The organism is Phytopseudomonas punonensis (assembly GCF_900142655.1).
In the GTDB taxonomy this organism is placed as follows: Bacteria; Pseudomonadota; Gammaproteobacteria; order Pseudomonadales; family Pseudomonadaceae; genus Aquipseudomonas; species Aquipseudomonas punonensis.
Map to the genome: position 1 here is coordinate 123900 of NZ_FRBQ01000003.1, position 24671 is coordinate 148570.

The following is a 24671-nucleotide window of genomic DNA, read 5'->3' on the forward strand; positions in this document are numbered from 1 at the left end:
TGGGGCAAGACTAGAAGCCTGATCAGGCGTTGTCTTGCGCGCGTGCCCGCGCGTACATGTCTTTCAAATAAGCCTTGGGCGAAAGGCCGGTGTGGCGGCGAAAGGTGCTGTAGAAGGCGGTCAGGGAGTTGAAGCCGGCCTCGAAGGCCAGTTCGTCCATACGCCGCAGATCGCTGCCGGCCTGCAAGTGTTCGAGCAGGTGCTGCAGGCGGGCCTGGTTGACGTAGCGGTAGAAGCTTTGGCCGAGCACCTGGTTGAGCAGGTAGGAAATCTGGTTGCGGCTGTAGCCGGTGGCAGTGGCCACCTGTTGCAGGCTCAGGGCCGGGTCGAGAAAGGGTTGGCGGCGCTGGAAATAGTCTTGCAGGTCCTGGGCCATGAAGCCCAATTGCCGGGTCGACAGGCCCAGCTTGCTGATCGCCGCGCTGCGCTGGGTCGGCGCCCGAGCATCGGGGCCTTCGTGCACCAGCGAAGCATATTCGTTGACCCGCCAGATCAGCCCGTCGCGCACGGTGATCGCTTCGGCAGTGCGAAACGACACCAGCCCCTCGCCGCCATGCAGCGTGGTGCGGTACTGGATGAACGCGGTGTGGCCGTCGATGCGGATGCGGTCGGTGTGTTCCAGCGCCTCGTCCGGGTGGCGTGGCATGGTGCCGAGCACGTAGTCGCGTAGCTCGGCCAGGCCCATGCTGCGGTTGAGGAAGAAATCGTGGTACTCGATCTCGGGATGATAGAGTGCCATCACCGCGTCGAGGTCGCGGTACTTCCAGCTGTAGTGATAGCGCAGCACGGTTTCGCGGGTGCGTTCGGTCTGGGCGGGGTCGTCGGGAAGCTCAGGCATGCCGGTTGGATCCAAGGCGCAGAGGCCAGCTTGCCCGACTCCGGCTGAGGTCTCAAGTGGATGGCCAGGATGAGCCGCGCGGTACCAACGTGAGTAAAATTTGTTTTTAATGTTAGTCGATTGAGTTTGTTTCACTCGAAAGGCGCCTCGACAATGCACGCCATCATTTATGCATTGGAGAGATCGCCATGGCCTTGGCACACAGCCTCGGATTCCCCCGAATCGGACGTGACCGTGAACTGAAGAAAGCCCAGGAGGCCTTCTGGAAAGGTGAGCTGGACGAGACCGGCTTGCGCGCCGTGGGCCGGGAGTTGCGTGCCCGCCACTGGCAGGTGCAGAAGGATGCCGGCATCGACCTGCTGCCGGTCGGCGACTTCGCCTGGTATGACGGGGTGCTGGCCCATTCCCTGACCTTCGGGGTGATTCCCGAGCGCTTCCGCCCGGCCAGCGGCAAGCCGACCCTGGAGACGTTGTTCGCCATGGCCCGTGGCGTTAGTGGTGATACTTGCTGCGGCGGTGCCCATGCGCAGGAGATGACGAAGTGGTTCGATACCAACTACCACTACCTGGTGCCCGAGTTCACCCCTGACCAGCAGTTCGCCTTGAGCTGGGAGCAGCTGTTCGAGGAAGTGGCCGAAGCCCATGCCCTCGGCCATACCGTCAAGCCGGTGGTGATCGGCCCGTTGACCTACCTATGGCTGGGCAAGCTCAAGGGCGATGCCCAGGGCTTCGACAAACTGGACTTGCTCGAGCGCCTGCTGCCGCTCTACGGGCAGATCTTCCAGCGCCTTGTCGAGCAGGGGGTGGAGTGGGTGCAGATCGACGAGCCGATTCTGGTGCTCGACTTGCCTCAGGATTGGAAGAACGCCTTCGAGCGCGCTTACAACAGCCTGCAGCGTGAGCCGCTGAAGAAGCTGATCGCCACCTACTTCGGTGGCCTGGAAGAGAACCTCGGTCTGGCCGCCAACCTGCCGGTGGACGGCCTGCATATCGACCTGGTGCGCGCGCCAGAGCAGTACCCGACCATTCTCGATCGCCTGCCGGCCTACAAGGTGCTGTCCCTGGGCATGGTCAATGGCCGCAACGTGTGGCGCTGCGATCTGGAAAAGGCCCTGGCGGTTATCGGTCATGCCCACAGCCGCCTTGGCGAACGCCTGTGGGTGGCGCCGTCCTGCTCGCTGCTGCACAGCCCGGTCGACCTGGAGCGTGAAGAGGGGCTGGATGCCGAGCTTAAAGGCTGGCTGGCCTTCGCCACCCAGAAGTGCGCCGAAGTGGCGCTGCTGGCGCGGGCCGTCAATCAGCCCGACGCCCCCGAAGTGCGCAAGGCATTGGCCGAGAGCCGCGCCGTGCAGGCCAGCCGGGCGGCGTCGCCACGCATCCACAAGCCTCAGGTGCAGGCACGCCTGGCCGCGGTGAAAGCCAGCGACAGCCAGCGGCGCTCGCCCTTCGCCCAGCGTATCGCCAGGCAGCGCATTGGCCTGGCCCTGCCGCCATTTCCGACCACCACCATTGGCTCCTTTCCGCAAACCTCGGCGATCCGCCTGGCCCGCCAGGCGTTCAAGCAGGGCAAACTGTCGCCCGGTGATTACACCGATGCCATGCACAGCGAGATCCGCCATGCGGTAGAAATTCAGGAGCGTCTGGGACTCGACGTGCTGGTGCATGGCGAGGCCGAGCGCAACGATATGGTCGAGTACTTCGCCGAGCAGCTCGACGGCTACCTGTTCACCCGCTTCGGCTGGGTGCAGAGCTACGGCTCGCGTTGCGTCAAACCGGCGATCATCTACGGCGACCTGAGCCGCCCGAAAGCCATGACCGTGGAGTGGATCCGCTATGCCCAGAGCCTCACCGGCAAGGTGATGAAGGGAATGCTGACCGGCCCGGTGACCATGTTGATGTGGTCGTTCCCCCGCGAGGACGTCAGCCGCGAAGTGCAGGCCCGCCAGCTGGCCCTGGCATTGCGTGACGAGGTGGTGGACCTGGAAGCGGCCGGTATCAAGGTCATCCAGATCGACGAGGCCGCATTCCGCGAGGGCCTGCCGCTGCGCCAGGCCGAGTGGCAGCACTACCTGGACTGGGCGACCGAATCGTTCCGCCTGTGTGCCAGCGGCGTGCGCGACGAAACCCAGATCCATACCCACATGTGCTACAGCGAATTCAATGACGTGATCGAGTCCATCGCCGCCATGGATGCGGACGTGATTACCATCGAGACCTCGCGCTCGGACATGGAGCTGCTGCAGGCGTTCGAGGCCTTCGAGTACCCCAACGAGATCGGCCCGGGCGTCTACGACATTCACTCACCGCGGGTGCCGGACACCGCCGAGATGGTCAAGCTGATGCGCAAAGCGGTGCAGCGCATCCCGGCCGAGCGGCTATGGGTGAACCCGGACTGCGGTCTGAAAACGCGCGGCTGGCCGGAGACCGAGGCGGCGCTGGTCAATATGGTCGCGGCGGCGCGCCAGTTGCGCAAAGAACTGGCCTAAGGCGACGCGCGCTTTTGCGCTCTTTGCCGTCGGTAGCCCGGCGTTGAGCACAGCGATACCCGGGAGCGATTGCCCTGGGTATCGCTGCGCTCAAGTGCAGGCTAAGCACGTAGGATGGGTGGCAACCCATCAATTTGCCGATGGGTTGGCACCTACGCGGCCCGACCCATCCTACAGACTGGCATCTCGGGCTTGGTCGAGGAGCTATTCAGCCCGCCAGGTACTTCTCGGTCGACACCACGGTCGCATAGGCGAACGCCAGGGCGGCCATATAGGCGGCCTGCACCTGTGCGGCGGGCACCTGTTTGCCTTCGAACTCCTGATCGCGGGTCGCGCAGGCATCGTGAATCACCGTGGTGGCGTAGCCGAAGTCCGCGCTGGCGCGGGCGGCAGCGTCGATGCACATATGGCTCATGGCGCCGACCAGGGTGACGTTTTCAACGCCGGCTTTGTCCAGCAGCGCCTTGAGGTCGGTGCCGAGAAACGCATTGACATTGTGCTTGAGCACTACCGTCTCGCCAGCCAGCGGCTTCACTTCGCCGTGGATCTGCGCACCCGGTGAGCCAGGAGCAAAGAATGGCGCATCGGCGCTTTCGAACTCGTGGTGTACATGCACTACCGTGTCACCTGCAGCGCGGGCGGCAGCCAGAATGAGTGCAGCATTGCCTGCGGCTGTGCCCATGCCATGCAGCGGCCATTTGCCGTCAGCGAAGTAGTCGTGCTGGATGTCGATCAGGATCAGTGCGCGCTTGCTCATGATGGTTTCCGTGATGATGGACGTCCCACACATTAACCTGCCCGCCGATAAATCGGGAGGTGCAGGAGGAAGGTGCCCGGGTGGTGCTGCGCTCGCCCGGGCTACTAATGGCTGGTTCTCAGACCGAATCTTCGGCGGCCTTGCCAGCGGGGTTTTCGCGGGTCGGCATGGCGAGAATTTCCGGCAGCACCTCGCGGGCGAACACGGCGTGCAGGCGCCACAGTTCGGCAACCGGGTCGCGGTGATGGTCGACGCGGATGTCCCACAACGGATATTCCTCGCGGTCGACGATATAGATGACCGCCGAGGATTCGCCTTCACGATCCCCCCCGCGGTCATCGCCGGCTTCCAGGGCGTCGATCAGGCGCTCGACCAGAGGGCGGTCCTCGCCGCGGCGAAAGGCATCAGCGACGGCATTGAGCACCTGCGGGCCGGCCAGGCGATTGCCCTGCACGGAAAACTGCTCGCCAGACAGCGAGCCTGCCCATGGAATGCACTCGCTACCCGTCCAGCACACGCTGTCGCCGTTACGGTCGATCAGCGCCAGCTGGCGCAGCTGCATGCACGGGTCGGTTTCCATCAGCCTCTTCAGGGCGGCGGATGCCGAATGCTCAGCGCGCAGCAGCGCCAGGCCGTCGAGCCCCAGGTACGGGTTGACCTGGGCCTGGGTCGCCACAGCACCTGCGCCAGCAGCGGCGTGGCTGAGCAGTTTGCCCACGGCGGGCATGGCGGTGGCAGCGGCAACGCCGAATTGGCCAGTGTGCGGGCAGCGGGCAACGATGGAAAAGGTCATGGGCAACTCCTGTGGGCGCGTGTGGCTTAGGCTGCATGCCGTGCTTGATCGTTCCGCCTGTCGTACGGCTATCAGTATTTGTTGATAAGCATTATCATTCACCGTCTCGCCGCCTCGCTTCTGTCCGTATCGCCACGAGCAGCCCGTTTACATGGTCGACCTCCCGTCCACGCCCGAACCTCTCCAGCCCGACTCGTCCTTTACGGAGCCGGTGCAACGTGATGCGTTTCTGCGCACCTTTCTCGCCCGTCGCGAACAGATGGAGGCGGTATTGCGCCGGCGTGTCGGCTGTCGGGCGACTGCGGCGGATCTGGTGCAGGAGCTGTTTCTGCGCTTCTGGCGCCGGCCCAGCGCGCCACTCGAAGATATGGGCAGCTACCTGATCCGTAGCGCCCACAACCTGGCCATCGACCATTTGCGCAGCGAGGGCGCACGCACCCGTAACGAGGCGGGCCTGTTGCCTGAGCAGCGGGGCGATTCGAGCATTTCACTGGATGCGGCATTAGAGGCGGGCAGCGATCTGCGGCGTGTCGAGACCGCCTTGCGGGCGTTGCCGGAGCGCACGCGGCATATTTTTCTGCTCAACCGCATTCACGGCCAGACCTACGGGCAGATCGCTCGCAGCATGGGGCTTTCGCAGAGTGCCGTGGAAAAACATATGATGCGCGCCCTGCAAGTCTGCAAGGCCAGCGTCGGTGAAGCGCCGGCCGCCCCTTCACACGGAAGTGACGTGTCATGAGCCAGCCCACCTTTGAGCACGAAGAGTCGCTGTCGCGCGTCGAGCAGGACGCCTGGCTGTGGCTCGGCCGTTTGCAAGGGCAGCCGGGCGATGCCGTGCAGATGGCTTTCGAGGGTTGGCTGGCTGCCACCCCCGAGCATGTCGACACCTTCGTGCGCATGCAGGCGCTCTGGCACCTGAGCCGCCCGGCGGCTCAGCAATTGGCCGATGAAGAAGCCTCCGTGCTGCAGCAGTACCTGCGTCCCCCTGCAAGCAAGCGCCCTTACTGGGCCTCGGCGCTGGCAATGGCCGCCTGCCTGCTGCTGGTGGTGTGGGCCGGCGGCTGGCAGCCGCTGCGTTGGGTCGATGACTTGGGCGCGGATATGGTCTCGGCGCCGGGTGAGGTGCGCACGGTGACGCTAAGCGACGGATCGAGCGTGTTGCTGGACGCCGACAGCGCCATCGCCGTGCGCTACAGCGCGGGTGAGCGGCACGTCGAACTGCGCCGTGGGGCGGCTTACTTCAGCGTGGTGCCGGGCGAGATTCCCTTTACCGTTGCCGCTGCCGGTGGCGAGGCGCGGGTGCTCGGCACGCGTTTCGAGGTGCGGCGCCTGGGCGAGGGCGCGCGGGTTTCGGTGCAGCAGGGTAGGGTGGCTGTACGCGGTGGCCCACTCGATGCACCGCGAGTGCTTACTGCCAATCAGCAGCTGAGTTTTGCCGATGGTGTCAGCGGCCAGCTGCATGCGGTAGATGCCGAGGCGCTCGTGGCCTGGCGCGATGGGCGCCTGAGCTTCTACCGCGCACCGCTCGGCGAGGTGCTCGATGAACTGCGCCGTTACCACCCGGGGCGCATCGTGCTGCTCAACGATGAATTGCGCGAGCGCAGGGTCAGCGGCAGCTTCGCCAGCCAGGACCCCCAGGCGATTCTCGATGCATTGCAGGGCGTGGTCGGCTTCGAGCAGCACAAGCTGCTGGGCCGCTTGATCATCCTGCGCTGAAAAATATTTTCATTCCGGGGTGAGGTATGGCCGCGCGGCATTCGTGTAGTGCTGTGAATGCGACTTTTTCGCACTGATAGCCAGCCCAGGATGAAGAAAATCATGAACCACCGCATCAAGCGCCGGCAGGATGCCTCCCTTAAACACCTCGGCCTGGCCACCTGGCTGCTGGGCACGTCGCTGTTGCCCCTCGCGCCAGTCGTTATGGCTCAGGCTGCTGGCGATCAGGCCGCGACCTACGACTTCGCCATCGCCGCTCAGCCGCTTCCGCAAGCGCTTGACGCCTTTAGCCGCACCACTGGCCTCAATGTGGTGTACACCGACGAAGCCCCTTACGCCGTGCAAGCCCCGGCCGTGCAGGGACGCATGAGTGCCGAGCAGGCGCTAAGTCGCTTGCTGGCCGGCTCCGGTTTCACCTTCGGCCGAGCAGGCGCCGACACCGTGACCTTGCAGGCGCTGCCCGCTGACGGCGCGGTGAATCTGGGCGCGGTGAATATCCAGTCGCAGCGCACGCCAAGCTACAGCTACCAGCCGCCGGAAACCACCTCGCTGACGCGCAGCGACACGCCACTGCTGGAGATCCCCCAGGCCGTTGCCGTGGTGCCGGCGCAGGCGCTGCAGGATCAGCAACCGCAGAACCTCGATGATGCGTTGGTCAATGTCAGCGGCATCACCCAGGCCAATACCTTGGGCAGCACCCTGGATGCGGTGATGAAGCGCGGCTTCGGCGACAACCGCGACGGCTCGATCCTGCGTGACGGCATGCGCACCATCCAGGGTCGCAATTTCACCGCCACCGCCGAGCGCGTCGAAGTGCTCAAGGGGCCGTCGTCGATGCTCTATGGCATTCTCGATCCGGGCGGCGTGATCAATGTGGTGAGCAAGAAGCCGCAGCTAGAGAGCTACCGCGCCATCACCGGTCGCGCCTCGACCTACGGCCACGGCAAGAACGGCAGCGGTGGCACCCTGGACGTGACCGGCCCGCTGGGCGAAAGCGGGCTGGCCTACCGGCTGGTCGCCGATTATGACGATGCCGATTACTGGCGCGACTTTGGCCACAACCGCGACAAGACCTTCGCGCCCTCGCTGGCCTGGTACGGCGAGGACACCACGGTGACCCTCAGCCACGAGTATCGTGAGTATTCGGTGCCGTTTGATCGCGGGACGGTGTTCGTCAATGGCAAGCCGCTCGACATTCCCAGCGAACGTCGTCTGGACGAGCCCTATAACGTCACCGAAGGTCGTTCCAACCTGAGCATCTTCGACCTTTCTCACCAGCTCAACGAAGATTGGAAAGCGCACTTCGCCTACAGCTACAACCGCGACACCTATGACGATTACCAGGCGCGGGTCACCAGCGTAAATACCGCCAACGGGACTGTTGGCCGACGCCTGGACGGTACCCGCGGGGCCGTTAGCACCTCGCACTTCGCCACCTTCGATCTGGACGGCAAGGTGATGCTTGGCGGTATGCAGCATGATTTATTGATGGGTGTGGATCATGAGTACCGCAAGTTCTACCGTGAAGACCTGATTCGCCAGACGACCACGCGCCGCCTCGACTACAACGCGCCAATTTATGGGCTCGACCCGGTGCCCACGACCGTAGACGCCAGGGACAGCGACCAGACTGATCGTGTGGTCACCCAGTCCGCGTTCTTCCAGGACTCGGTGCACCTCAACGATCAGTGGATCTTCATTGCCGGTGCCCGTTACCAGCTCTACGACCAGCTTGCTGGTCGTGGTCGCCCTTTCAACAAGAACACCGATATCGACGGCCAGGTCTGGGTGCCGCGGGTCGGGCTGGTGTACAAGCTTAACGATGAGCTGTCGCTGTACGGCGGTTACACCGAGTCATTCAAACCCAACTCGACCATCGCGCCATTGACTGGCGGCGCGTCCATCAACGGTGTGCAGCCGGAGGAGGGCAAGAGCTGGGAAATCGGCGCCAAACTGGATAGGCCTGGGCGTATCACCGGTACCCTGGCTTTGTTCGATATCGTCAAAGAGAACGTGCTGGTAACCCAGACCGTACAGGTCAATGGCGTTTCCGAAACCTTCGCCACCGGTGCTGGCGAAGTGCGCTCCCGCGGTCTCGAACTGGACGTGACCGGCCAATTGACCGACGACCTCAGCCTGATTGGCACCTATGCCTTTACCGATGCCGAAGTCACCAAGGACCCAGAGCTCAAGGGCAACGGCCTGCATAACGTGGCCCGACACACTGCATCCCTGTACGGCGTGTATGACTTCGGCCAGCTATTTGGCGGCGACCGCGTGCGCGCCGGTGTGGGGGCTCGTTACGTAAGTGATCGGGAGGGCGATGCGGCCAACAATTTCACCCTGCCGTCCTACACCGTGGCCGACGCGTTCACCAGCTACGACACCCGTCTGGGCGACAACAAGCTCAAGCTGCAGCTCAACGTGAAGAACCTATTCGACAAGACCTACTACAGCTCGTCGGTGAACACCCTCAACGTCTCCGTCGGCGAGCCGCGCCAGGTGCAGCTCTCCAGCACCCTGGAGTTCTGACGGCTGTCGTAGCCCGGGTCGAGCGCAGCGATACCCGGGGATGGTTGAGCCCACTCAGGGGACGACCGAAACCTCGCCCTCCCCAGAACGCAAAAGCCCGGCGCTAGGCCGGGCTTTTGTTTACTGCAGGGAGATGCTTATTGCACTTCCACCGCCAGGCTTTCGGCGATCTTCTTGTTCCAGATCGCCGGGCCGGTGATGTGTACCGACTCGCCGTTACTGTCGACCGCCACGGTAACCGGCATGTCCTTGACCTCGAACTCGTAGATCGCTTCCATGCCCAGTTCGGCGAACGCCAGCACTTTGGACTTCTTGATCGCCTGGGCCACCAGGTAGGCGGCGCCGCCGACGGCCATCAGGTAGACGGCCTTGTTGTCCTTGATCGCTTCGATGGCGGTCGGGCCGCGCTCGGATTTGCCGATCATGCCCAACAGGCCGGTCTGCTCGAGGATCTGCCGGGTGAACTTGTCCATCCGCGTAGCGGTGGTCGGGCCGGCTGGGCCTACCACTTCGTCGCCGATCGGGTCGACCGGGCCAACGTAATAGATGAAGCGGCCTTTCAGGTCGACAGGCAGCTGTTCACCTTTGTTGAGCATCTCGACCATGCGCTTGTGCGCGGCGTCGCGACCGGTGAGCATCTTGCCGTTAAGCAGGATGGTTTCGCCCGGCTTCCAGCTTTGCACGTCTTCCGGGGTCAGGCTGTCGAGGTCGACACGGCGAGCCGACGGGCCGGCTTCCCAGACGATTTCCGGGTAGGCGTCCAGGGGCGGCGCTTCCAGCTCGGCCGGGCCGCTGCCATCGAGCACGAAATGGGCGTGACGGGTGGCGGCGCAGTTGGGGATCATGCACACCGGCAGGGAGGCAGCGTGGGTCGGGTAATCCATGATCTTCACGTCGAGCACGGTGGTCAGGCCGCCCAGGCCCTGGGCGCCGATGCCCAGCTGGTTGACCTTCTCGAACAGCTCCAGACGCATTTCTTCGATCTTGTTCTGCGGGCCGCGAGCCTGCAGCTCATGAATGTCGATGTGCTCCATGAGCACTTCCTTGGCCATCACCGCGGCCTTTTCGGCAGTACCGCCGATGCCGATGCCGAGCATGCCGGGCGGGCACCAACCAGCACCCATGGTCGGTACAGTCTTGAGCACCCAGTCGACGATCGAGTCGGACGGGTTGAGCATGGCCATTTTCGACTTGTTCTCGGAGCCGCCGCCCTTGGCTGCAACGTCCACTTCCACCTTGTCGCCAGGGACGATGGAGTAGTGGATAACGGCCGGGGTGTTGTCCTTGGTGTTCTTGCGGGCACCGGCCGGGTCGGCCAGGATCGAGGCGCGTAGGACGTTTTCCGGCAGGTTGTAGGCGCGGCGTACGCCTTCGTTGATCATGTCGTCCAGGCTCATGGTGGCGCCGTCCCAGCGCACGTCCATACCGACTTTGACGAACACGGTAACGATGCCGGTATCCTGGCAGATCGGGCGGTGGCCGGTGGCGCACATGCGCGAGTTGATGAGGATCTGCGCCATGGAGTCGCGCGCGGCCGGCGACTCTTCCTTCAGATAGGCTTCGTGCATCGCCTGGATGAAGTCGACGGGGTGGTAATAGGAAATGAACTGCAGGGCGTCGGCGACGCTCTGGATCAGATCGTCTTGCTTGATCACGGTCATGCGGGGCGCTCCCTTGTAGGGCAGGAACTTTAAATGCCGGATCATAGCCGGCTCGTTCAAAAGAGCCTGTCGATGATCTACCGCATAATCCTGCTGCAAGGGTGCCATCGGGCGCCATGCATGCAGCACATCATGCTGATCTGGCGCCGGCTTTCTGCCGTGCCGTTCGATCATCTACAGGTTCTAAAAGGCGCGGCAGTATACCGCGGGGGCGGGACCTGGGACACCCGTTGGGCAGTCGCGATAACTCCACATAATCACTAGGCTTTTTTATTGGCCACGGTTAGAGTGGAGGCCAGTTGCCAGTATGGGAGGGAGCCCATGACTTCCAGCAACAACTCACTGAACCAAAAGACTCTGCAGCGCCTGTTGCTCAAGCGCTTCAGCATGGCCGTGGGCACTTATCTGGCGATCTCTTCAATCGTTGTGGTCGCGAGTTTTTGCGATCTATTTCAAGTCGCCGGTAGCTCGGTAGCGATGCTGCTGGGCGCCATGGTTGCCAGCCAGCTACTGTTTCTCGGCATGTTCCTCAGTGGCCGTAATCAGCGTCTAAGCGATCCAAGCCTGACCGAGGCGCAAGTGCTGGTCGCCCTTGGCCTGACCACGGTGTTGGTCGCCATGCTAGACAAGGGTCGTGGCAGCCTGCTGGTGGTCTATCCGATGTCGATGCTGTTCGGGCTGTTCCAGCTGCAAACCAGGGTGTTCTTTCGGTGCGCCTGCCTGGGCTTCCTCGGTTTTCTGGCCATCAATTTCTATGAGTTTCAGGCGGGCACCACGCGTGATGTCGGCCTTGTCGTGCTGCAGACCTGTGTCCTCGGTCTGGTACTCGCTTGGCTTAACCTGTTTGCTTGGTACATGCAGCAGATGCGTCAGCGCATGCGCAAGCGCCGATTTGCACTGCAGGCGCATCAAGACACACTGCGCGGCATGATGCGCCAGCTCGAAGACATGGTGGCCACCGACGAACTCACCGGCTTGTTCAACCGCCGCCACTTCCTGCGCATGGCTGCCCAGGCGCTGGAAGCGCTGACGCCGGCGCGCCAGCATGGGCTTGCACTGATTGATCTCGACCACTTCAAAAGTATCAATGACCGTTACGGCCACGCTGCGGGCGACCGTGTACTGCAGGCATTCGCCGGTGTCGCCAGCGCCTGCCTGCGTGACGGTGACGTGATCGCTCGCTATGGCGGCGAGGAGTTCGTGCTGCTGATCCCCGATACCGATGCCGTATCGTTCCAGGCCTGCTGCGAGCGCCTGCGCGTGGCGTTCAGTGAGTGTCAGCCGGTTAATGTTAAGGTGCCCAACCTCAGCCTTTCCGTAGGAATGACCCTGGTGTCCATGTACGACGATCTCGACGAAGCCCTACACCGTGCCGACCAGGCGCTCTACCAGGCCAAACGCAGCGGCCGTAACCGCAGCGCATCGACCTGGGAACTGGCTGATGCCTGAATTGCAGGTCGGTGAGCGTCACTGGGACGTCGCCGCTGCCAGCAATCTGCTCGACGCCTTGCTCGCCGCTGGCGTGGCCGTGCCACACAGTTGTCGCGCCGGCAGTTGTCAGGCCTGCCTGGTGCGCTGCGTAGCGGGGGAGCCCGAGGATGCCAAGCCCGATGCGCTCGACGCCACGCGCCGCGAACAAGGCTGGCGCCTGGCGTGCCAATGCCGCGTGAGCGGACCGCTACAGCTGGAAGTTTTCGATCCGCGCAAAGATGCGCTACCCGCGCAGGTGCAGGCTTGCGACCTGTTGAGCGAGCGCGTGCTGCGCCTGAGGCTGCTGCCGCAACAGCCGCTGCGCTACCGTGCCGGCCAGCATCTGCTGTTGTGGACGGCAGATGGCATCGCCCGACCTTATTCATTCGCCAGCCTGCCGGGCGAAGACGCCAGCCTGGAGTTTCACGTCGATTGCAGTCGGCCCGGCGCATTCTGTGATGCGGCTCGGCTTCTGCAGGTTGGCGATAGTCTGCGCTTGGGCGCGCTCAGTGGCGGCGCGCTCCACTACGATCCCGACTGGCAGGAAAAGCCGCTCTGGCTGCTCGGCGCCGGAACCGGTTTAGCGCCGTTGTACGCTGTCTTGCGTGAGGCGCTGCGCCAGGAGCACCTGGGGCCGATCCGCCTGGTGCATGTGGCCAGTTCCAGCCAGGAACATTATCTGGCAGGCCCGCTGCGTGAGCTGGCCGAGCGCCACCCGCAGCTGCATATTGAGCTGATAGAAGGCGCTGCGTTGAGCGATTTTCTGGCAACCCTGCGGCCTACCTCACGGCAGACAGTGGCTTTGCTCTGTGGACGGCCCGATGCGGTGGAGGCTATTTCGCGGCGGCTTTATCTCGCTGGCCTGCCTCGCCGCCAAGTGCTTACCGATCTGTTTCTGCCACGGGCATGAATATCGCCGCGTAAACAAAAAGGCCCGCGTTATACGCGGGCCTTTCGTTTGCAGCGGTCAGTCGTTAGACCAACGCATCACCGACGTGCAGAATCTTCATGCCGTTGGTGCCACCGATGGTGTGGTAGCTGTCGCCCTTCGTCAGGATGACCCAATCGCCTTGCTCGACGAGCCCGCGCTTGAGTAGCTCGTCTACCGCTGCCTGGCTGACTTCGCCTGGTGGCAGTGCCGCTGGGTCGAACGGGATGGTGTAAACGCCACGGAACATCGCCGAGCGCGCCTGAGTATCGCGGTGCGGGGAGAACGAGTAGATCGGCACTGAGGAGCGGATGCGCGACATGATAAGCGGCGTGTAACCGCTCTCGGTCAGGGCGATGATCGCCTTCACGCCCGGGAAGTGGTTGGCCGTGTACATGGCGGCTAGGGCGATGCTCTCGTCGCAACGCTCGAAGGTCTTGCCGATGCGGTGGCTGGAGCTCTTGCCGGTAGGATGACGCTCGGCGCCGACGCAGATGCGCGCCATGGCTTGCACGGCTTCCAGAGGATAAGCACCGGCGGCGCTTTCAGCCGAGAGCATGACGGCATCGGTGTAGTCGAGCACGGCGTTGGCTACGTCGGAGACTTCAGCGCGGGTCGGCATCGGGTTCTGGATCATCGACTCCATCATCTGGGTCGCAACGATCACCGCCTTGTTGTGGCGGCGTGCGTGCAGGATGATCTTCTTCTGAATGCCCACCAGTTCGGCGTCGCCGATTTCCACACCCAGGTCACCACGGGCCACCATCACCACGTCGCTGGCCTTGATCAGGCCGTCGAGGGTTTCATCGTCAGCGACCGCTTCGGCGCGTTCGATCTTGGCGACCAGCCAGGCTTTGCCGCCGGACTCGTCACGCAGTTGGCGGGCGTATTCCATGTCGGCAGCGTCGCGCGGGAAGGAAACGGCCAGGTAGTCCAGATCCATTTCAGCAGCGAGCTTGATGTCAGCCTTGTCTTTCTCGGTCAGGGCTGGCGCCGTCAGACCACCGCCGCGGCGGTTGATGCCTTTGTGATCGGACAGCGGGCCGCCGATCAGTACGACGCAATTGAGGGTGTCGGCAGTGGTGCTTTCGACACGCATGACCACACGGCCATCGTCGAGCAGCAGTTCGTCACCAACACCACAATCTTTGACCAGATCCGGGTAGTCGATGCCAACCACGTCCTGGTTGCCTTCGGTCAGCGGATGGCTGGTGGAGAAGGTGAAACGGTCACCGACTTTCAGCTCGATACGCTTGTTGGCGAACTTGGCGATACGGATCTTCGGGCCTTGCAGGTCGCCCAGCAGTGCCACGTGGCGGCCGTGCTTGGCAGCGATATCGCGAACCAGCTTGGCGCGAGCCTTGTGATCTTCTGGCGAGCCGTGGGAGAAGTTCAGACGGGCGACATCCAGCCCAGCGAGGATCAACTGTTCCAGCATTTCCGGGGAATTGCTGGCAGGGCCAAGGGTGGCAACGATTTTGGTGCGGCGAACGGTCATGCGCGGACTCCTTGATTGAAGCAGACCGCGAGGCTACTACGCCGCTGCGCTGTAGTCATTGTTCCGCTGCACTACTTTTCAGCCGGCAGCTTGACCACTAGCAGGTCGCAGTCCACCGACTCGAGCAGTCGCTCGGCCGTATGACCAATCAGAATGGTATCCAGCCGGCCGCGCGCGATGGCGCCCATTACCAGCAGATCGATCTCGTGCTTGCGCACGAAGCGCGGCAGCATGTTTTCCGGTGCGCCTTCAAGCAAATGGGCGGCGTCCGGGGCGATTTGGTGGTCGCGAACCAATTTGTCGAAGGCCTGGTGATGCTGCTGGGCATCGTCATTGACGTACTGCTGATAGGTGGCCAGCAACTCGGTGTTGTTGAGCAGGGTGCGCGGCAGCGGCGCATGGCAGTGCACTATATCGGCATGCATGCCTAGGGCCGTGGAGAGAGCTTGGCTGGTGCTTATCAGGTGATGGTCGAGGGCGGCAGGTTTGTCGTCTTTGTGTAGCGGATCGACCGCGGTGCAGATGTTGTTGCCGCGCCACTCGGCGTGATGCACCAGCCACAGTGGGAACGGGCAATGGCGCATCAACTGCCAGCAGCTGTCGGTCAGCAGCAGGCGACGCAGCAGATTGTTGTGAGCGGCGGATTTGAGCACCAGGTCCGGCTTCAACTGCTCAGCTACCTCGAGCACGGTTTCATGCAGGCGTTTACCCCAGCGAACATCCTGCTGCACGTGCAGGCCTTCGGTTTGCAGCGGTGCCAGCAACTCTTGTAGCCAATTGCCGCGTTGCTCAAGCAGCGCATCTCTGGCTCTGTTTTGTAGGCTGTTTTCCAGCATGCTGCCGTCCAGGGCGGCGCTATACTCGACCAGCACCACGTGTAGCTGTGCCTGGGTTCTGCGTACCAGCCAGGCGGCGCGTTCCAGGGCAGGGTGGCTGGGTTGGCTGGCGTCGATCACGACCAGTAGTTTTTCGAGTTTCATGGGGTCGACCTCGCTGGGTAAGTAGCCTGCATTGCAGCCCATCGCCAGATGATCTGCGTTGACCTGTATCAGCCTAGAGGATCACCGCCGCTTCGTTCGCCACCGAACGCAATGCAGCATGTTGCGAGTGTTCAGTTTTTGCGGGCCGCGCCGATACGCTGCTCATTGGAGGAGAAACCCATGCGTATTCTGTTGCTGTTGTGCTGCGTACTGGTGATGGGCGGGTGTACTCGCATGTCACTCGATCACCATTTGAACAAGGCGTATCAGGCCTATGATCGGGGCGACTGTGAAGACGCCTTGCTCTACCTGTCGCAGGCCGAGCGGGTGAGCCGTTCGCGTAGCTATATACAGCCGGAAATCTCGCTGCTGCGTGGCCAGTGTCTGGAGCGCCAGAATCTGTACCTCGATGCGGCGCAGACCTACCAGTTCATCATCGGCCGCTACCCGACCAGCGAGTATGCGTTCCGTGCGCGCGCGCGCCTGGAAACCCTGCGCCTGCTTGGCCACCAGAGTGTTGCCGAACCTGCCAAGGTCTCGCCTGCCGGTCGGCTCTGACCGCGCGCTCCGGTAGAGATTAAGTTGATGCGCGCATGGCTGGGGCTGCTATTACTGCCGTGCCTGGCCTTTGGCCAGGTTTACCGCTGGGTCGATGAGCAGGGGCGGGTGCATTACGCCCAGCAGCCACAGGCACCAAATGCACAGGCTGTCGAGGTACGCCCTCCGGCCGCGGCACCTGACGCGGCTGCCCAGCAGCGGGCACAGGATGCCGAACGTTACTATCAGGCCCGCCGCGACGAACAGGCCCAGGCTGCCGAGGCGCGTCGGCAGCAGCGGGCGCAGTTGAACAAAGAGTGTGCGCAGCTGCGTACCGCACTTGCCGAAATGCCCGAGGGGCGGCGTTATTATCAGCCAGGTAGCAATGGCGAGCGGCATTACTACAGCGACGAGGAGCTGGACGCTGCACGCGCTCAGCTCAATAGCCGGTTGTCAGGCCGCTGTCATTGAGCGCTGGTTAGTTCCTCAGGCAGGCTGCATACTCGACACACATGCATAGCCATCTGCCACTATGAACGCTAATCGCCATATCGAGCGGCATCAGTTGCCGTACTACTTGAACGTCTTCAATGCCTTTACCGACAAGCCGATCGGTTATTTGGGCAATGTGTCGGCGGACGGCCTGATGCTGATCAGCCAGTTGCCGGTGCTGGTCGGCGGCTGCTTCGACATGCGCCTGAAAATTCCAGGCTGCGACGGCATCCGGCATATCGATTTCAGCGCAACTTGCCTGTGGTGCCAGGAAGATGTCACGCCAGGCAGTTTTGACTCCGGCTTCGCTTTGGAGACGCCGCCCGCCGATTACGTCGAAATGGTCGAGGCGCTGCGCTATTACTTCAGCTTCCATCCGCTGGCCGCCGCCGTATAAACCCCGCCTTGTCTGTGCAGCGCACTCCGATTTCCTAGGCGCTGCTGTCGTTCAGCTACTTTTCTTCATCGCTTTTGTAAGCCATTGCTTACAACTGCTGTAAGCAATGGTGTCGCTTCGGCGCTTGGATACTGACTTATCTACTTTTATTTATTTTAAGTGTATGAATTTTAAGTTTTTATTTAAAAAAGATAACGCTGTTGCGATGTTCTTCAGGCTCAGTAGTGCCGTTGTAGGTAATCCTCAAAGCGCTAATATCTGAACCGTGCTCAGGGACAAGCACAGGTCGTTAAGGATAATGACCAGGACATCGCGGGATGCGATTCATCAGGATGATGAGTTGGGAGTTTAAGGGAATAGGGACAAAAGAGTGGGCGGGTTAAACCGCCCCTTTTTTTTGTCTGGAGAAAAGTGCCAGTCCCCCAGTTTTCCCGATATACCGATGCCGCAGCTCGCGGTCATCTTCTTTAGCCGCTGACTGCCGGCCATAAAAAATGCCGTGACCCTTTCAGGTGACGGCATCTCTAGCGACGGTCTGCACCGTCTGGCCCAGGCTTAGCGCTCTAGGTGCTGCAGCTTGTCTTTCACGCCATCCCACTCTTCAGCATCGGGCAGTGCTTCTTTGCGCTCGGTGATGTTTGGCCAGATTTCAGCCAGGTCGGCGTTGAGCTCGATGTATTCCTGCATGCCATCGGGAATCTCGTCTTCGGAGAAGATCGCTTGCGCCGGGCACTCGGGCTCGCACAGTGCACAGTCGATGCACTCGTCCGGGTGGATCACCAGGAAGTTCGGGCCCTCGTAGAAGCAGTCCACCGGACAGACTTCCACGCAGTCGGTGTACTTGCACTTGATGCAGTTGTCGGTGACGACGAAGGTCATTTCTAGTTTTCTCCTCGGGCTACGGCAGCGAGCGGTTCTTGATTCAGCCGCTCTCAGGCTCTGGAATTGGGCTGGCAGGCCAGGCTAAAAGCCGCAGCGCTCCCGGAGCGCGCGGGATTCTATCAGCTAGTTGGCGCTGGCGTTAGACCCGCGCCTTCCATGCATATAACAGTTCGAGTGCTTTGCGCGGGCTGAGGTCGTCCGGATTGACCTTCTGCAGCTCTTCCAGCACAGGGTGCGGCAGGCTCGCGAACAGATCGCTCTGCATGGGCGCGGCCGATTGTCCCACTCCTTGCGGTGGCAGGTCGTGGGGCAGGCTGGTGGTTTCCAGGCGTGCCAGATGCTCGCGCGCACGCAGAATCACCGCATTGGGTACGCCCGCCAGCTGTGCTACCGCCAGGCCATAACTCTGGCTCGCCGGGCCTGGCAGCACGTGGTGCAGGAACACGATGCGTTCGTTGTGCTCGGTGGCGTTGAGGTGCACGTTGGCGACCTCCGGCTGGCTTTCCGGCAGCACGGTCAGCTCGAAATAATGCGTGGCGAACAGCGTGTAGGCGCGCAGGTTAGCGAGTTGTTCGGCCGCGGCCCAGGCCAGGGACAGGCCGTCGAAGGTACTGGTACCGCGACCCACTTCATCCATCAGCACCAGACTGCGGTCGCTGGCGTTGTGCAGGATGTTGGCCGTTTCGCTCATCTCGACCATAAAGGTCGAGCGGCCGCCGGCCAGGTCATCGCTGGAGCCGATACGCGTGAAGATGCGGTCTACCATCGACAGCTCGCAGCGCGCCGCCGGAACGAAGCTGCCGATATGGGCGAGCAGCACGATCAAGGCGGTCTGGCGCATATAGGTGGACTTACCGCCCATGTTCGGGCCGGTGATGATCAGCATTCGCGTGGCGTTGTCGAGCTTCAGATCGTTGGCCACGAACGGCGTGGTCAGCACCTGCTCGACCACCGGGTGGCGGCCTTGCTCGATGAGCATGCACGGCTCGTCGACGAAGCGCGGGCGGTTGAGGTCCAGATTTAGGGCGCGTTCGGCCAGGTTGCTCAGCACGTCCAGCTCGGCCAGGGCGCCGGCGCTGTCCTGCAACGGGCCGAGGTGGCCGATCAGCCGCTCGAGCAATTCTTCATACAGCTGCTTTTCACGCGCCAGGGAGCGGCTCTTGGCCGACAGCGCCTTGTCCTCGAACTCCTTGAGTTCAGGGGTGATAAAGCGTTCGGCACCTTTAAGCGTCTGCCGGCGAATGTAATCCGCTGGTGCCGACTCGGCCTGTTTGCTTGGCAGTTCGATAAAATAGCCATGCACGCGGTTGTAGCCGACCTTGAGGTTGGCCAGGCCAGTGCGGGCTTTCTCGCGGGTTTCCAGATCCATCAGGTACTGGCCGGCGTTCTCGCTCAGCGACTGCAGCTCGTCCAGCTCGGCGTCGTAGCCGGTTTTCAGCACGCCGCCATCGCGGATTACCGCTGGCGGGTTATCGATGATCGCCCGCGACAGCAGCTCTGCCAGCTCCGGGTAGGTGCTGATGGTCGCTGCCAGTGACACCAGATGCGCACATTCGAGCTGCGCCATGGCTTGCTGCAGCTGTGGCAGCGCGCCCAACGCATCGCGCAAGCGGGCAAGGTCGCGTGGGCGGGCATTACGCAGGCCGATACGGGCGAGGATGCGCTCAAGGTCGCCGATTTCCTTGAGCTGCGGCTGCAAGGTCTCGAAGCGATAGCGATCCAGCAGGCAGGCGATCGATTCCTGGCGCGCTTCGAGCACAGCGCGGTCGCGCAGTGGACGATTTAGCCAGCGGCCGAGCAGGCGGCTGCCCATGGCGGTCTGACAGCGATCGACCACCGATTGCAGGGTGTTGTCGCGACCGCCGGCCAGGTTGACGTCCAACTCGAGATTACGGCGGCTGGCACCGTCGAGGATCACCGTGTCATCAATGCGTTCGTGACGCAGGCTGCGCAGGTGGGGCAGGGCAGTGCGCTGGGTTTCCTTGGCGTAGGCCAAGAGACAACCGGCGGCACCGATGGCCAGGGTCAGGCTTTCGCAACCGAAGCCTTTCAGGTCTTGGGTGCCGAACTGCTGGCACAGGCTCTTCTGCGCAGTATCTCGCTCGAAGTCCCAGGGCGCGCGGCGACGCGAGCCACGGCGTTTCTCGGCCGGCAAGCCTTGCGGCCAGTCATCGGGAATCAGCAGCTCGGCCGGGTTGAGGCGCTCGAGCTCCGCCAGCAGGTTTTCCCAACCATTGATTTCCATCACGCTGAAACGGCCGCTGGTGATATCCAGCACGGCAAGGCCGAACAGGCGTTCATCGCCGAGCACGGCCGCCAGCAGGTTGTCGCGGTGTTCGTCGAGCAGCGCTTCATCGCTGACGGTTCCGGGCGTGATGATGCGCACCACCTGGCGTTCAACCGGGCCTTTGCTGGTGGCCGGGTCGCCAATCTGCTCGCAGATGACTACCGACTCACCCAGCTTGACCAGCTTGGCCAGGTAACCTTCGGCTGCGTGGTAAGGAATGCCGCACATCGGAATTGCCTGGCCGGCAGACTGGCCACGGGCGGTCAGGGTGATGTCCAGCAACTTGGCGGCTTTCTTCGCGTCCTCGTAGAAAATCTCGTAGAAGTCACCCATGCGATAGAACATCAGCTGATCCGGGTGCTGATTCTTCAGCCTCCAGTACTGCTGCATCATCGGGGTGTGAGAACTGAGGTCGCTTTGGCTCATCGTGTCGAGTGTCCGGCTGAATCGCAAAAGCGCGTAGTGTACGGTATCGACCCCTCCCGCTTTAACCCCGGAGCGCAGATGAATATCGATGAACGGTCCATCACCAGGCTCGCCGCCCGTCTCGGCCAGGCGCTGCTGGCCAAGGGCGCCCAGGTCACCACTGCCGAGTCCTGCACCGGTGGGGGCATCGCCGAGGCCATTACCCGTGTTGCAGGCAGTTCGGCCTGGTTCGAGGCTGGCTTCGTGACCTATTCCAATACCCAGAAAACCCGCCAGCTGGGCGTGCCCGAAGCGCACTTCGGCACGGTAGGCGCGGTCAGTCGTGAGGTGGTCGAGGCGATGGTGCGTGGCGCGCAGGCACAAAGCGGTTCTCGCTATGCCACGGCTGTCAGCGGTGTGGCAGGGCCAGGCGGTGGTAGTGAGGCCAAACCGGTGGGCACCGTATGGATCGCCTGGGGCGATGGCGACAGGCTGTACAGCCGGCGCTTCCAGTTCGCCGGTGACCGCGATGCGGTGCGTCGGCAAACCGTGGAAGCCGCACTGCAGGGGCTATTGCGACTACTGGTAGAAGAAAATCCTGCTGCGGGGTAGGCGAGTGCCGAACCCTGTGGAATAATACTGTCTACTTATACAGTTATTGGCCGTCAGGCCCTTCTGATCACGTGAGGAATACAATGGACGAGAACAAGAAGCGCGCGTTGGCGGCTGCCCTGGGCCAGATCGAGAAACAGTTCGGCAAGGGCGCGGTCATGCGCATGGGCGATCATGATCGCCAGGCCATTCCGGCCATCTCCACCGGTTCCCTGGGCCTGGACATCGCGCTGGGCATTGGCGGCCTGCCAAAAGGCCGTATCGTCGAAATCTACGGCCCGGAATCCTCGGGTAAAACCACGCTGACCCTGCAGGTCATCGCCGAAGCCCAAAAGGCAGGTGCTACTTGTGCGTTCGTCGACGCCGAGCACGCACTCGATCCGGATTACGCCGGTAAGCTGGGCGTCAATGTCGACGACCTGCTGGTTTCGCAGCCGGATACCGGTGAACAGGCGCTGGAAATCACCGACATGCTGGTGCGCTCTAACGCCATCGACGTGATCATCGTCGACTCCGTGGCTGCTCTGGTACCGAAGGCCGAAATCGAAGGCGAGATGGGCGACATGCACGTCGGCCTGCAAGCCCGTCTGATGTCCCAGGCGTTGCGCAAGATCACCGGTAACATCAAGAACGCCAATTGCCTGGTGATCTTCATCAACCAGATTCGTATGAAGATCGGCGTGATGTTCGGCAGCCCGGAAACCACCACCGGTGGTAACGCCCTGAAATTCTACGCCTCGGTTCGCCTCGACATCCGCCGCACCGGCGCGGTGAAGGAAGGCGACGAAGTGGTCGGCAGCGAAACCCGCGTGAAAGTGGTCAAGAACAAGGTTGCGCCGCCTTTCCGTCAGGCCGAGTTCCAGATTCTTTACGGCAAGGGTATCTACCGCAACGGCGAAATCATCGACCTCGGCGTGCAGCAGGGCCTGGTGGAGAAGTCCGGTGCCTGGTACAGCTACAAGGGCAACAAGATCGGTCAGGGCAAGGCCAATGCCGCCAAGTTCTTGGAAGACAACGTCGAAGTGGCCCGTGAGATCGAAGGTCAGATCCGCGAGAAACTGCTGGTTGTCAGCCCGACGGTCAAGGCTAATTCTGGCGCTGAAGTTGACGCTGAAATCGACCTTTGATTCCAGTTTGTGGCCTTGATCCTGGATAACCTGCAAGCGGTTCGCCATGCCGCCATGGATTTGCTGGCGCGCCGTGAGCATGGTCGTGTCGAGCTGGCGCGCAAGCTGCGTCAACGCGGAGCCAGCGATGAGCATATCGAAGCAGCCCTTGATCGCTTGAGCGAGGAGGGGTTGTTATCCGAAGCGCGTTATCTGGAAAGCTTCATCAGCTATCGCGCACGCTCGGGCTTCGGCCCGCAGCGTATTCGTGATGACCTGTCTCAGCGTGGCCTTGCCAGAGCGGATATTGACCAGGCGCTGCGCGACAGCGGTATTGATTGGCGTGATGGTTTGCAGCAAACCTGGCAACGCAAGTTTGCCGGGCAGCTACCTGCCGATGCCCGTGAACGGGCCAAGCAGATGCGTTTTCTGGTTTATCGCGGTTATCCGATGGATCTGGTCGGGCAGCTGTTACGCGGCGGCTTCGATGACTGAGTCTGTAAACCCTGTGCATTCATGTGCAAGGCTTGCCTTTCTTTACGGCTCTCTCAAACGCCGCTATTTCAAACACAGCTCGCTGAAACCTTCTAGCGCAGCTTGCCAGTGAGCGCGATCTTCAACTCAGCCAGTGTTCCGGCTGATTGATCACATCGAGCAACTCACGTAGCCGCCCAGCGTTACGACCACTGAATGCGAAAACCAAGCGTGGCAATTTGTGCAGTTCGGGGCCGTCCGTGTACTCGTCGCCGCTTTGAAGCTGTTCGATATCGCCGTTTTTACACAGGTCACTGAACTGCAGGTTCAACTGGGAGACGGCGTCGTCAGTAAGCGCATGACGCATGCGCACCACGAACAGTTCTTTCAGCCAGCGGCTGGAATGGTAATTGGCGTAGAAACGATCAATTTCCTGGGCTGCTGATTCGGCGTCGTGCACCAGGCGCATCAGGTTCATGTCACTGGAAAGGATGTAGCCGTTGCTGTCCAGATTCTGCTGGATGTAATCGAGCAGGCCCAGCCAGAAGGTACCGCCCGGCTCGTCGAGCAGAACCACGGGTACCAGCGGACTCTTGCCGGTCTGGATCAGGGTGATGACTTCCAAGGCCTCATCCAGGGTGCCAAAACCGCCGGGGCAGAGCACCAGCGCGTCGGCTTCCTTGACAAAGAACAGTTTGCGCAGAAAGAAGAAATGGAAGGACAGCAAGTTGTCGCTGCCTTTCATGACCGCGTTGGCCGATTGCTCGAAGGGCAGGGTGATATTGAACCCCAGACTGTTGTCGCGACCCGCGCCTTCGTGGGCGGCCGCCATGATGCCGCCGCCGGCTCCGGTGATTACCATCAGCTCGTGGCGGGCCAGGGTGCTGCCAAGTTCGCGAGCCAGTGTGTAGACCGGATGGCCAGGCTGGGTGCGCGCCGAGCCGAACACGGTGACCTTGCGACGATGGCGGAAGCGATCGAGCATGGCGAACGCCCGCTCGAGTTCGCGAACGGTCTGCAACATGATCTTGGCGTCCCAGCGGTTGCGATCCGCTTGGGCCATGCGTGCGATGGTGGCGAGCATTTCCCGGTACAACGCAACATTGGCGCTGCCTGCTGGCGTTATCCGGGCAGCCAGGGCGTCCAGCTCGGCAGCCAGTGTCGTGTCACCGTCATGCTCTGTGGTAGCGAGTTTGCCGTTTACGTGGTCATCCATTGCGCTACTCCTTCTATGCGTCAATGCAGCCTGGCGTTACGTACCGAACATGCTTACAGGCGGCAATCGGCCTTGCCGAAGCGCTCGGTGGTAATCGGGCGGTTGCTCTGGATTTCGCTGAACTCGTAGCGCAGTACTGCGCCGCTGACCAAGAGCTTGCGAAAGCCTGGGTTGCTGCACACGCTGTTGGCCAGTTGCGCGCGGACGGTATCGGGGTTGCTGCGCATCTGCGTGGCGTGGGCAGGGCGAACGCTGAGGTGATTGATCAGCTCGTTGCCTTCCACGGTGTAGCCACGGTCAAGAATGTCTTCATTGATGGCGCGCGGCGTGCCGGCGCTGCTTTCCTTGGCCACTTTTTCCAGGGTTTGGGTGAGCTCGTAGCCTTTGAGCGAGGCGGCGTGGGCGGCTGGCAGGAGCAGGCTGGCGAGGAGAACGGAAAGGGCGATGCGCTGCATTGGCAGACTCCTGAGGGCAGTGAGCGGTAATAGACCGGGCTCGTCCGTTTATGTTCGTTCTGGTGAATGAAGTCGACAGGCGATGACGGATCTTATCAAGCTTGCCGCCCACTCGCAGAGCGCATTGAACGGCATCTGGGCGCGCGGTA

Annotated in this window: 22 protein-coding genes; 12 read left to right on the forward strand and 10 right to left on the reverse strand. The window is 62.1% G+C overall.

From position 1 onward, the window contains the following. Positions 1-22: 22 nt before the first annotated feature. Positions 23-838, reverse strand: a complete 816-nt coding sequence (locus BUC40_RS10575; protein WP_073265417.1) for an AraC family transcriptional regulator — start codon at positions 836-838, stop codon at positions 23-25. Between the two features lie 188 nt (positions 839-1026). On the opposite strand from BUC40_RS10575, the gene metE reads away from it, so the two are divergent. After that, on the forward strand, positions 1027-3324 hold the full coding sequence (gene metE, locus BUC40_RS10580) for a 5-methyltetrahydropteroyltriglutamate--homocysteine S-methyltransferase (RefSeq protein WP_073265419.1): 2298 nt from the start codon (positions 1027-1029) through the stop codon (positions 3322-3324). Positions 3325-3532: 208 nt separating this feature from the next. Here the strand turns inward: metE and BUC40_RS10585 are convergent, their stop codons facing one another. After that, positions 3533-4081: a cysteine hydrolase family protein gene (locus tag BUC40_RS10585; RefSeq protein ID WP_073265421.1), complete on the reverse strand. Its 549-nt coding sequence runs from the start codon at positions 4079-4081 to the stop codon at positions 3533-3535. 118 nt (positions 4082-4199) lie between these two features. Continuing rightward, entirely contained in the window at positions 4200-4874 is a 675-nt protein-coding gene (locus BUC40_RS10590) for a DUF1028 domain-containing protein (protein ID WP_073265422.1), read from the reverse strand. Positions 4875-5025: 151 nt separating this feature from the next. Between BUC40_RS10590 and BUC40_RS10595 the strand changes: the two genes are divergently transcribed. The 3 genes from BUC40_RS10595 to BUC40_RS10605 all read left to right on the forward strand — a co-directional run bounded on the left by BUC40_RS10595 (position 5026) and on the right by BUC40_RS10605 (position 9122). Then, positions 5026-5613 (forward strand): RNA polymerase sigma factor, encoded by a 588-nt coding sequence (locus BUC40_RS10595; protein WP_073265424.1) that lies wholly within the window; start codon positions 5026-5028, stop codon positions 5611-5613. Further along, positions 5610-6590 (forward strand): FecR family protein, encoded by a 981-nt coding sequence (locus BUC40_RS10600; RefSeq protein ID WP_073265426.1) that lies wholly within the window; start codon positions 5610-5612, stop codon positions 6588-6590. The genes BUC40_RS10595 and BUC40_RS10600 overlap by 4 nt, the downstream gene beginning before the upstream one ends. A gap of 204 nt (positions 6591-6794) precedes the next feature. Further along, entirely contained in the window at positions 6795-9122 is a 2328-nt protein-coding gene (locus BUC40_RS10605) for a TonB-dependent siderophore receptor (RefSeq protein WP_244160642.1), read from the forward strand. Between the two features lie 137 nt (positions 9123-9259). On the opposite strand, the gene BUC40_RS10610 is transcribed toward BUC40_RS10605, so the two are convergent. Beyond that, on the reverse strand, positions 9260-10783 hold the full coding sequence (locus tag BUC40_RS10610) for a fumarate hydratase (protein WP_073265428.1): 1524 nt from the start codon (positions 10781-10783) through the stop codon (positions 9260-9262). Between the two features lie 321 nt (positions 10784-11104). Between BUC40_RS10610 and BUC40_RS10620 the strand changes: the two genes are divergently transcribed. Then, entirely contained in the window at positions 11105-12232 is a 1128-nt protein-coding gene (locus BUC40_RS10620; protein ID WP_073265432.1) for a GGDEF domain-containing protein, read from the forward strand. Continuing rightward, on the forward strand, positions 12225-13163 hold the full coding sequence (locus BUC40_RS10625; RefSeq protein WP_073265434.1) for an iron-sulfur-binding ferredoxin reductase: 939 nt from the start codon (positions 12225-12227) through the stop codon (positions 13161-13163). The genes BUC40_RS10620 and BUC40_RS10625 overlap by 8 nt, the downstream gene beginning before the upstream one ends. Before the next feature lie 64 nt (positions 13164-13227). Here the strand turns inward: BUC40_RS10625 and pyk are convergent, their stop codons facing one another. Together pyk and BUC40_RS10635 are read right to left on the reverse strand one after the other, a co-directional pair. Then, positions 13228-14679 (reverse strand): pyruvate kinase, encoded by a 1452-nt coding sequence (pyk, locus tag BUC40_RS10630; protein ID WP_073265436.1) that lies wholly within the window; start codon positions 14677-14679, stop codon positions 13228-13230. 71 nt (positions 14680-14750) lie between these two features. Continuing rightward, the gene (locus BUC40_RS10635) at positions 14751-15659 is read right to left on the reverse strand and encodes a universal stress protein (protein ID WP_073266205.1); all 909 of its coding nucleotides are present in this window, start codon (positions 15657-15659) and stop codon (positions 14751-14753) included. A 180-nt stretch (positions 15660-15839) separates the two neighbouring features. Between BUC40_RS10635 and BUC40_RS10640 the strand changes: the two genes are divergently transcribed. From BUC40_RS10640 to BUC40_RS10650, 3 genes are all read left to right on the forward strand, one after another. Next, positions 15840-16217 (forward strand): tetratricopeptide repeat protein, encoded by a 378-nt coding sequence (locus BUC40_RS10640; RefSeq protein ID WP_073265438.1) that lies wholly within the window; start codon positions 15840-15842, stop codon positions 16215-16217. Between the two features lie 27 nt (positions 16218-16244). After that, positions 16245-16667: a DUF4124 domain-containing protein gene (locus BUC40_RS10645; protein WP_073265440.1), complete on the forward strand. Its 423-nt coding sequence runs from the start codon at positions 16245-16247 to the stop codon at positions 16665-16667. A gap of 61 nt (positions 16668-16728) precedes the next feature. Further along, the gene (locus tag BUC40_RS10650; RefSeq protein ID WP_073265442.1) at positions 16729-17085 is read left to right on the forward strand and encodes a PilZ domain-containing protein; all 357 of its coding nucleotides are present in this window, start codon (positions 16729-16731) and stop codon (positions 17083-17085) included. 555 nt (positions 17086-17640) lie between these two features. Here the strand turns inward: BUC40_RS10650 and fdxA are convergent. Together fdxA and mutS are read right to left on the reverse strand one after the other, a co-directional pair. Beyond that, positions 17641-17964, reverse strand: a complete 324-nt coding sequence (fdxA, locus tag BUC40_RS10655) for a ferredoxin FdxA (protein WP_073265444.1) — start codon at positions 17962-17964, stop codon at positions 17641-17643. A 142-nt stretch (positions 17965-18106) separates the two neighbouring features. Further along, the gene (gene mutS, locus BUC40_RS10660) at positions 18107-20680 is read right to left on the reverse strand and encodes a DNA mismatch repair protein MutS (RefSeq protein WP_073265445.1); all 2574 of its coding nucleotides are present in this window, start codon (positions 20678-20680) and stop codon (positions 18107-18109) included. A 78-nt stretch (positions 20681-20758) separates the two neighbouring features. Here mutS and BUC40_RS10665 point away from each other — a divergent pair, with 78 nt between their 5' ends. From BUC40_RS10665 to recX, 3 genes are all read left to right on the forward strand, one after another. Then, positions 20759-21271, forward strand: coding sequence for a CinA family protein (locus tag BUC40_RS10665; RefSeq protein WP_073265447.1), 513 nt, complete (start codon positions 20759-20761; stop codon positions 21269-21271). Positions 21272-21354: 83 nt separating this feature from the next. Continuing rightward, complete coding sequence (gene recA, locus BUC40_RS10670; protein WP_073265449.1) at positions 21355-22398, forward strand: recombinase RecA; 1044 nt, start codon at positions 21355-21357, stop codon at positions 22396-22398. Positions 22399-22407: 9 nt separating this feature from the next. Beyond that, positions 22408-22872 (forward strand): recombination regulator RecX, encoded by a 465-nt coding sequence (recX, locus tag BUC40_RS10675; RefSeq protein WP_073265451.1) that lies wholly within the window; start codon positions 22408-22410, stop codon positions 22870-22872. Positions 22873-22993: 121 nt separating this feature from the next. On the opposite strand, the gene BUC40_RS10680 is transcribed toward recX, so the two are convergent. Both BUC40_RS10680 and BUC40_RS10685 read right to left on the reverse strand, forming a co-directional pair. Further along, on the reverse strand, positions 22994-24067 hold the full coding sequence (locus tag BUC40_RS10680) for an LOG family protein (protein WP_073265453.1): 1074 nt from the start codon (positions 24065-24067) through the stop codon (positions 22994-22996). A 53-nt stretch (positions 24068-24120) separates the two neighbouring features. After that, positions 24121-24522: a quorum-sensing-regulated virulence factor family protein gene (locus BUC40_RS10685; protein ID WP_073265456.1), complete on the reverse strand. Its 402-nt coding sequence runs from the start codon at positions 24520-24522 to the stop codon at positions 24121-24123. Between the last annotated feature and the right edge of the window lie 149 nt (positions 24523-24671).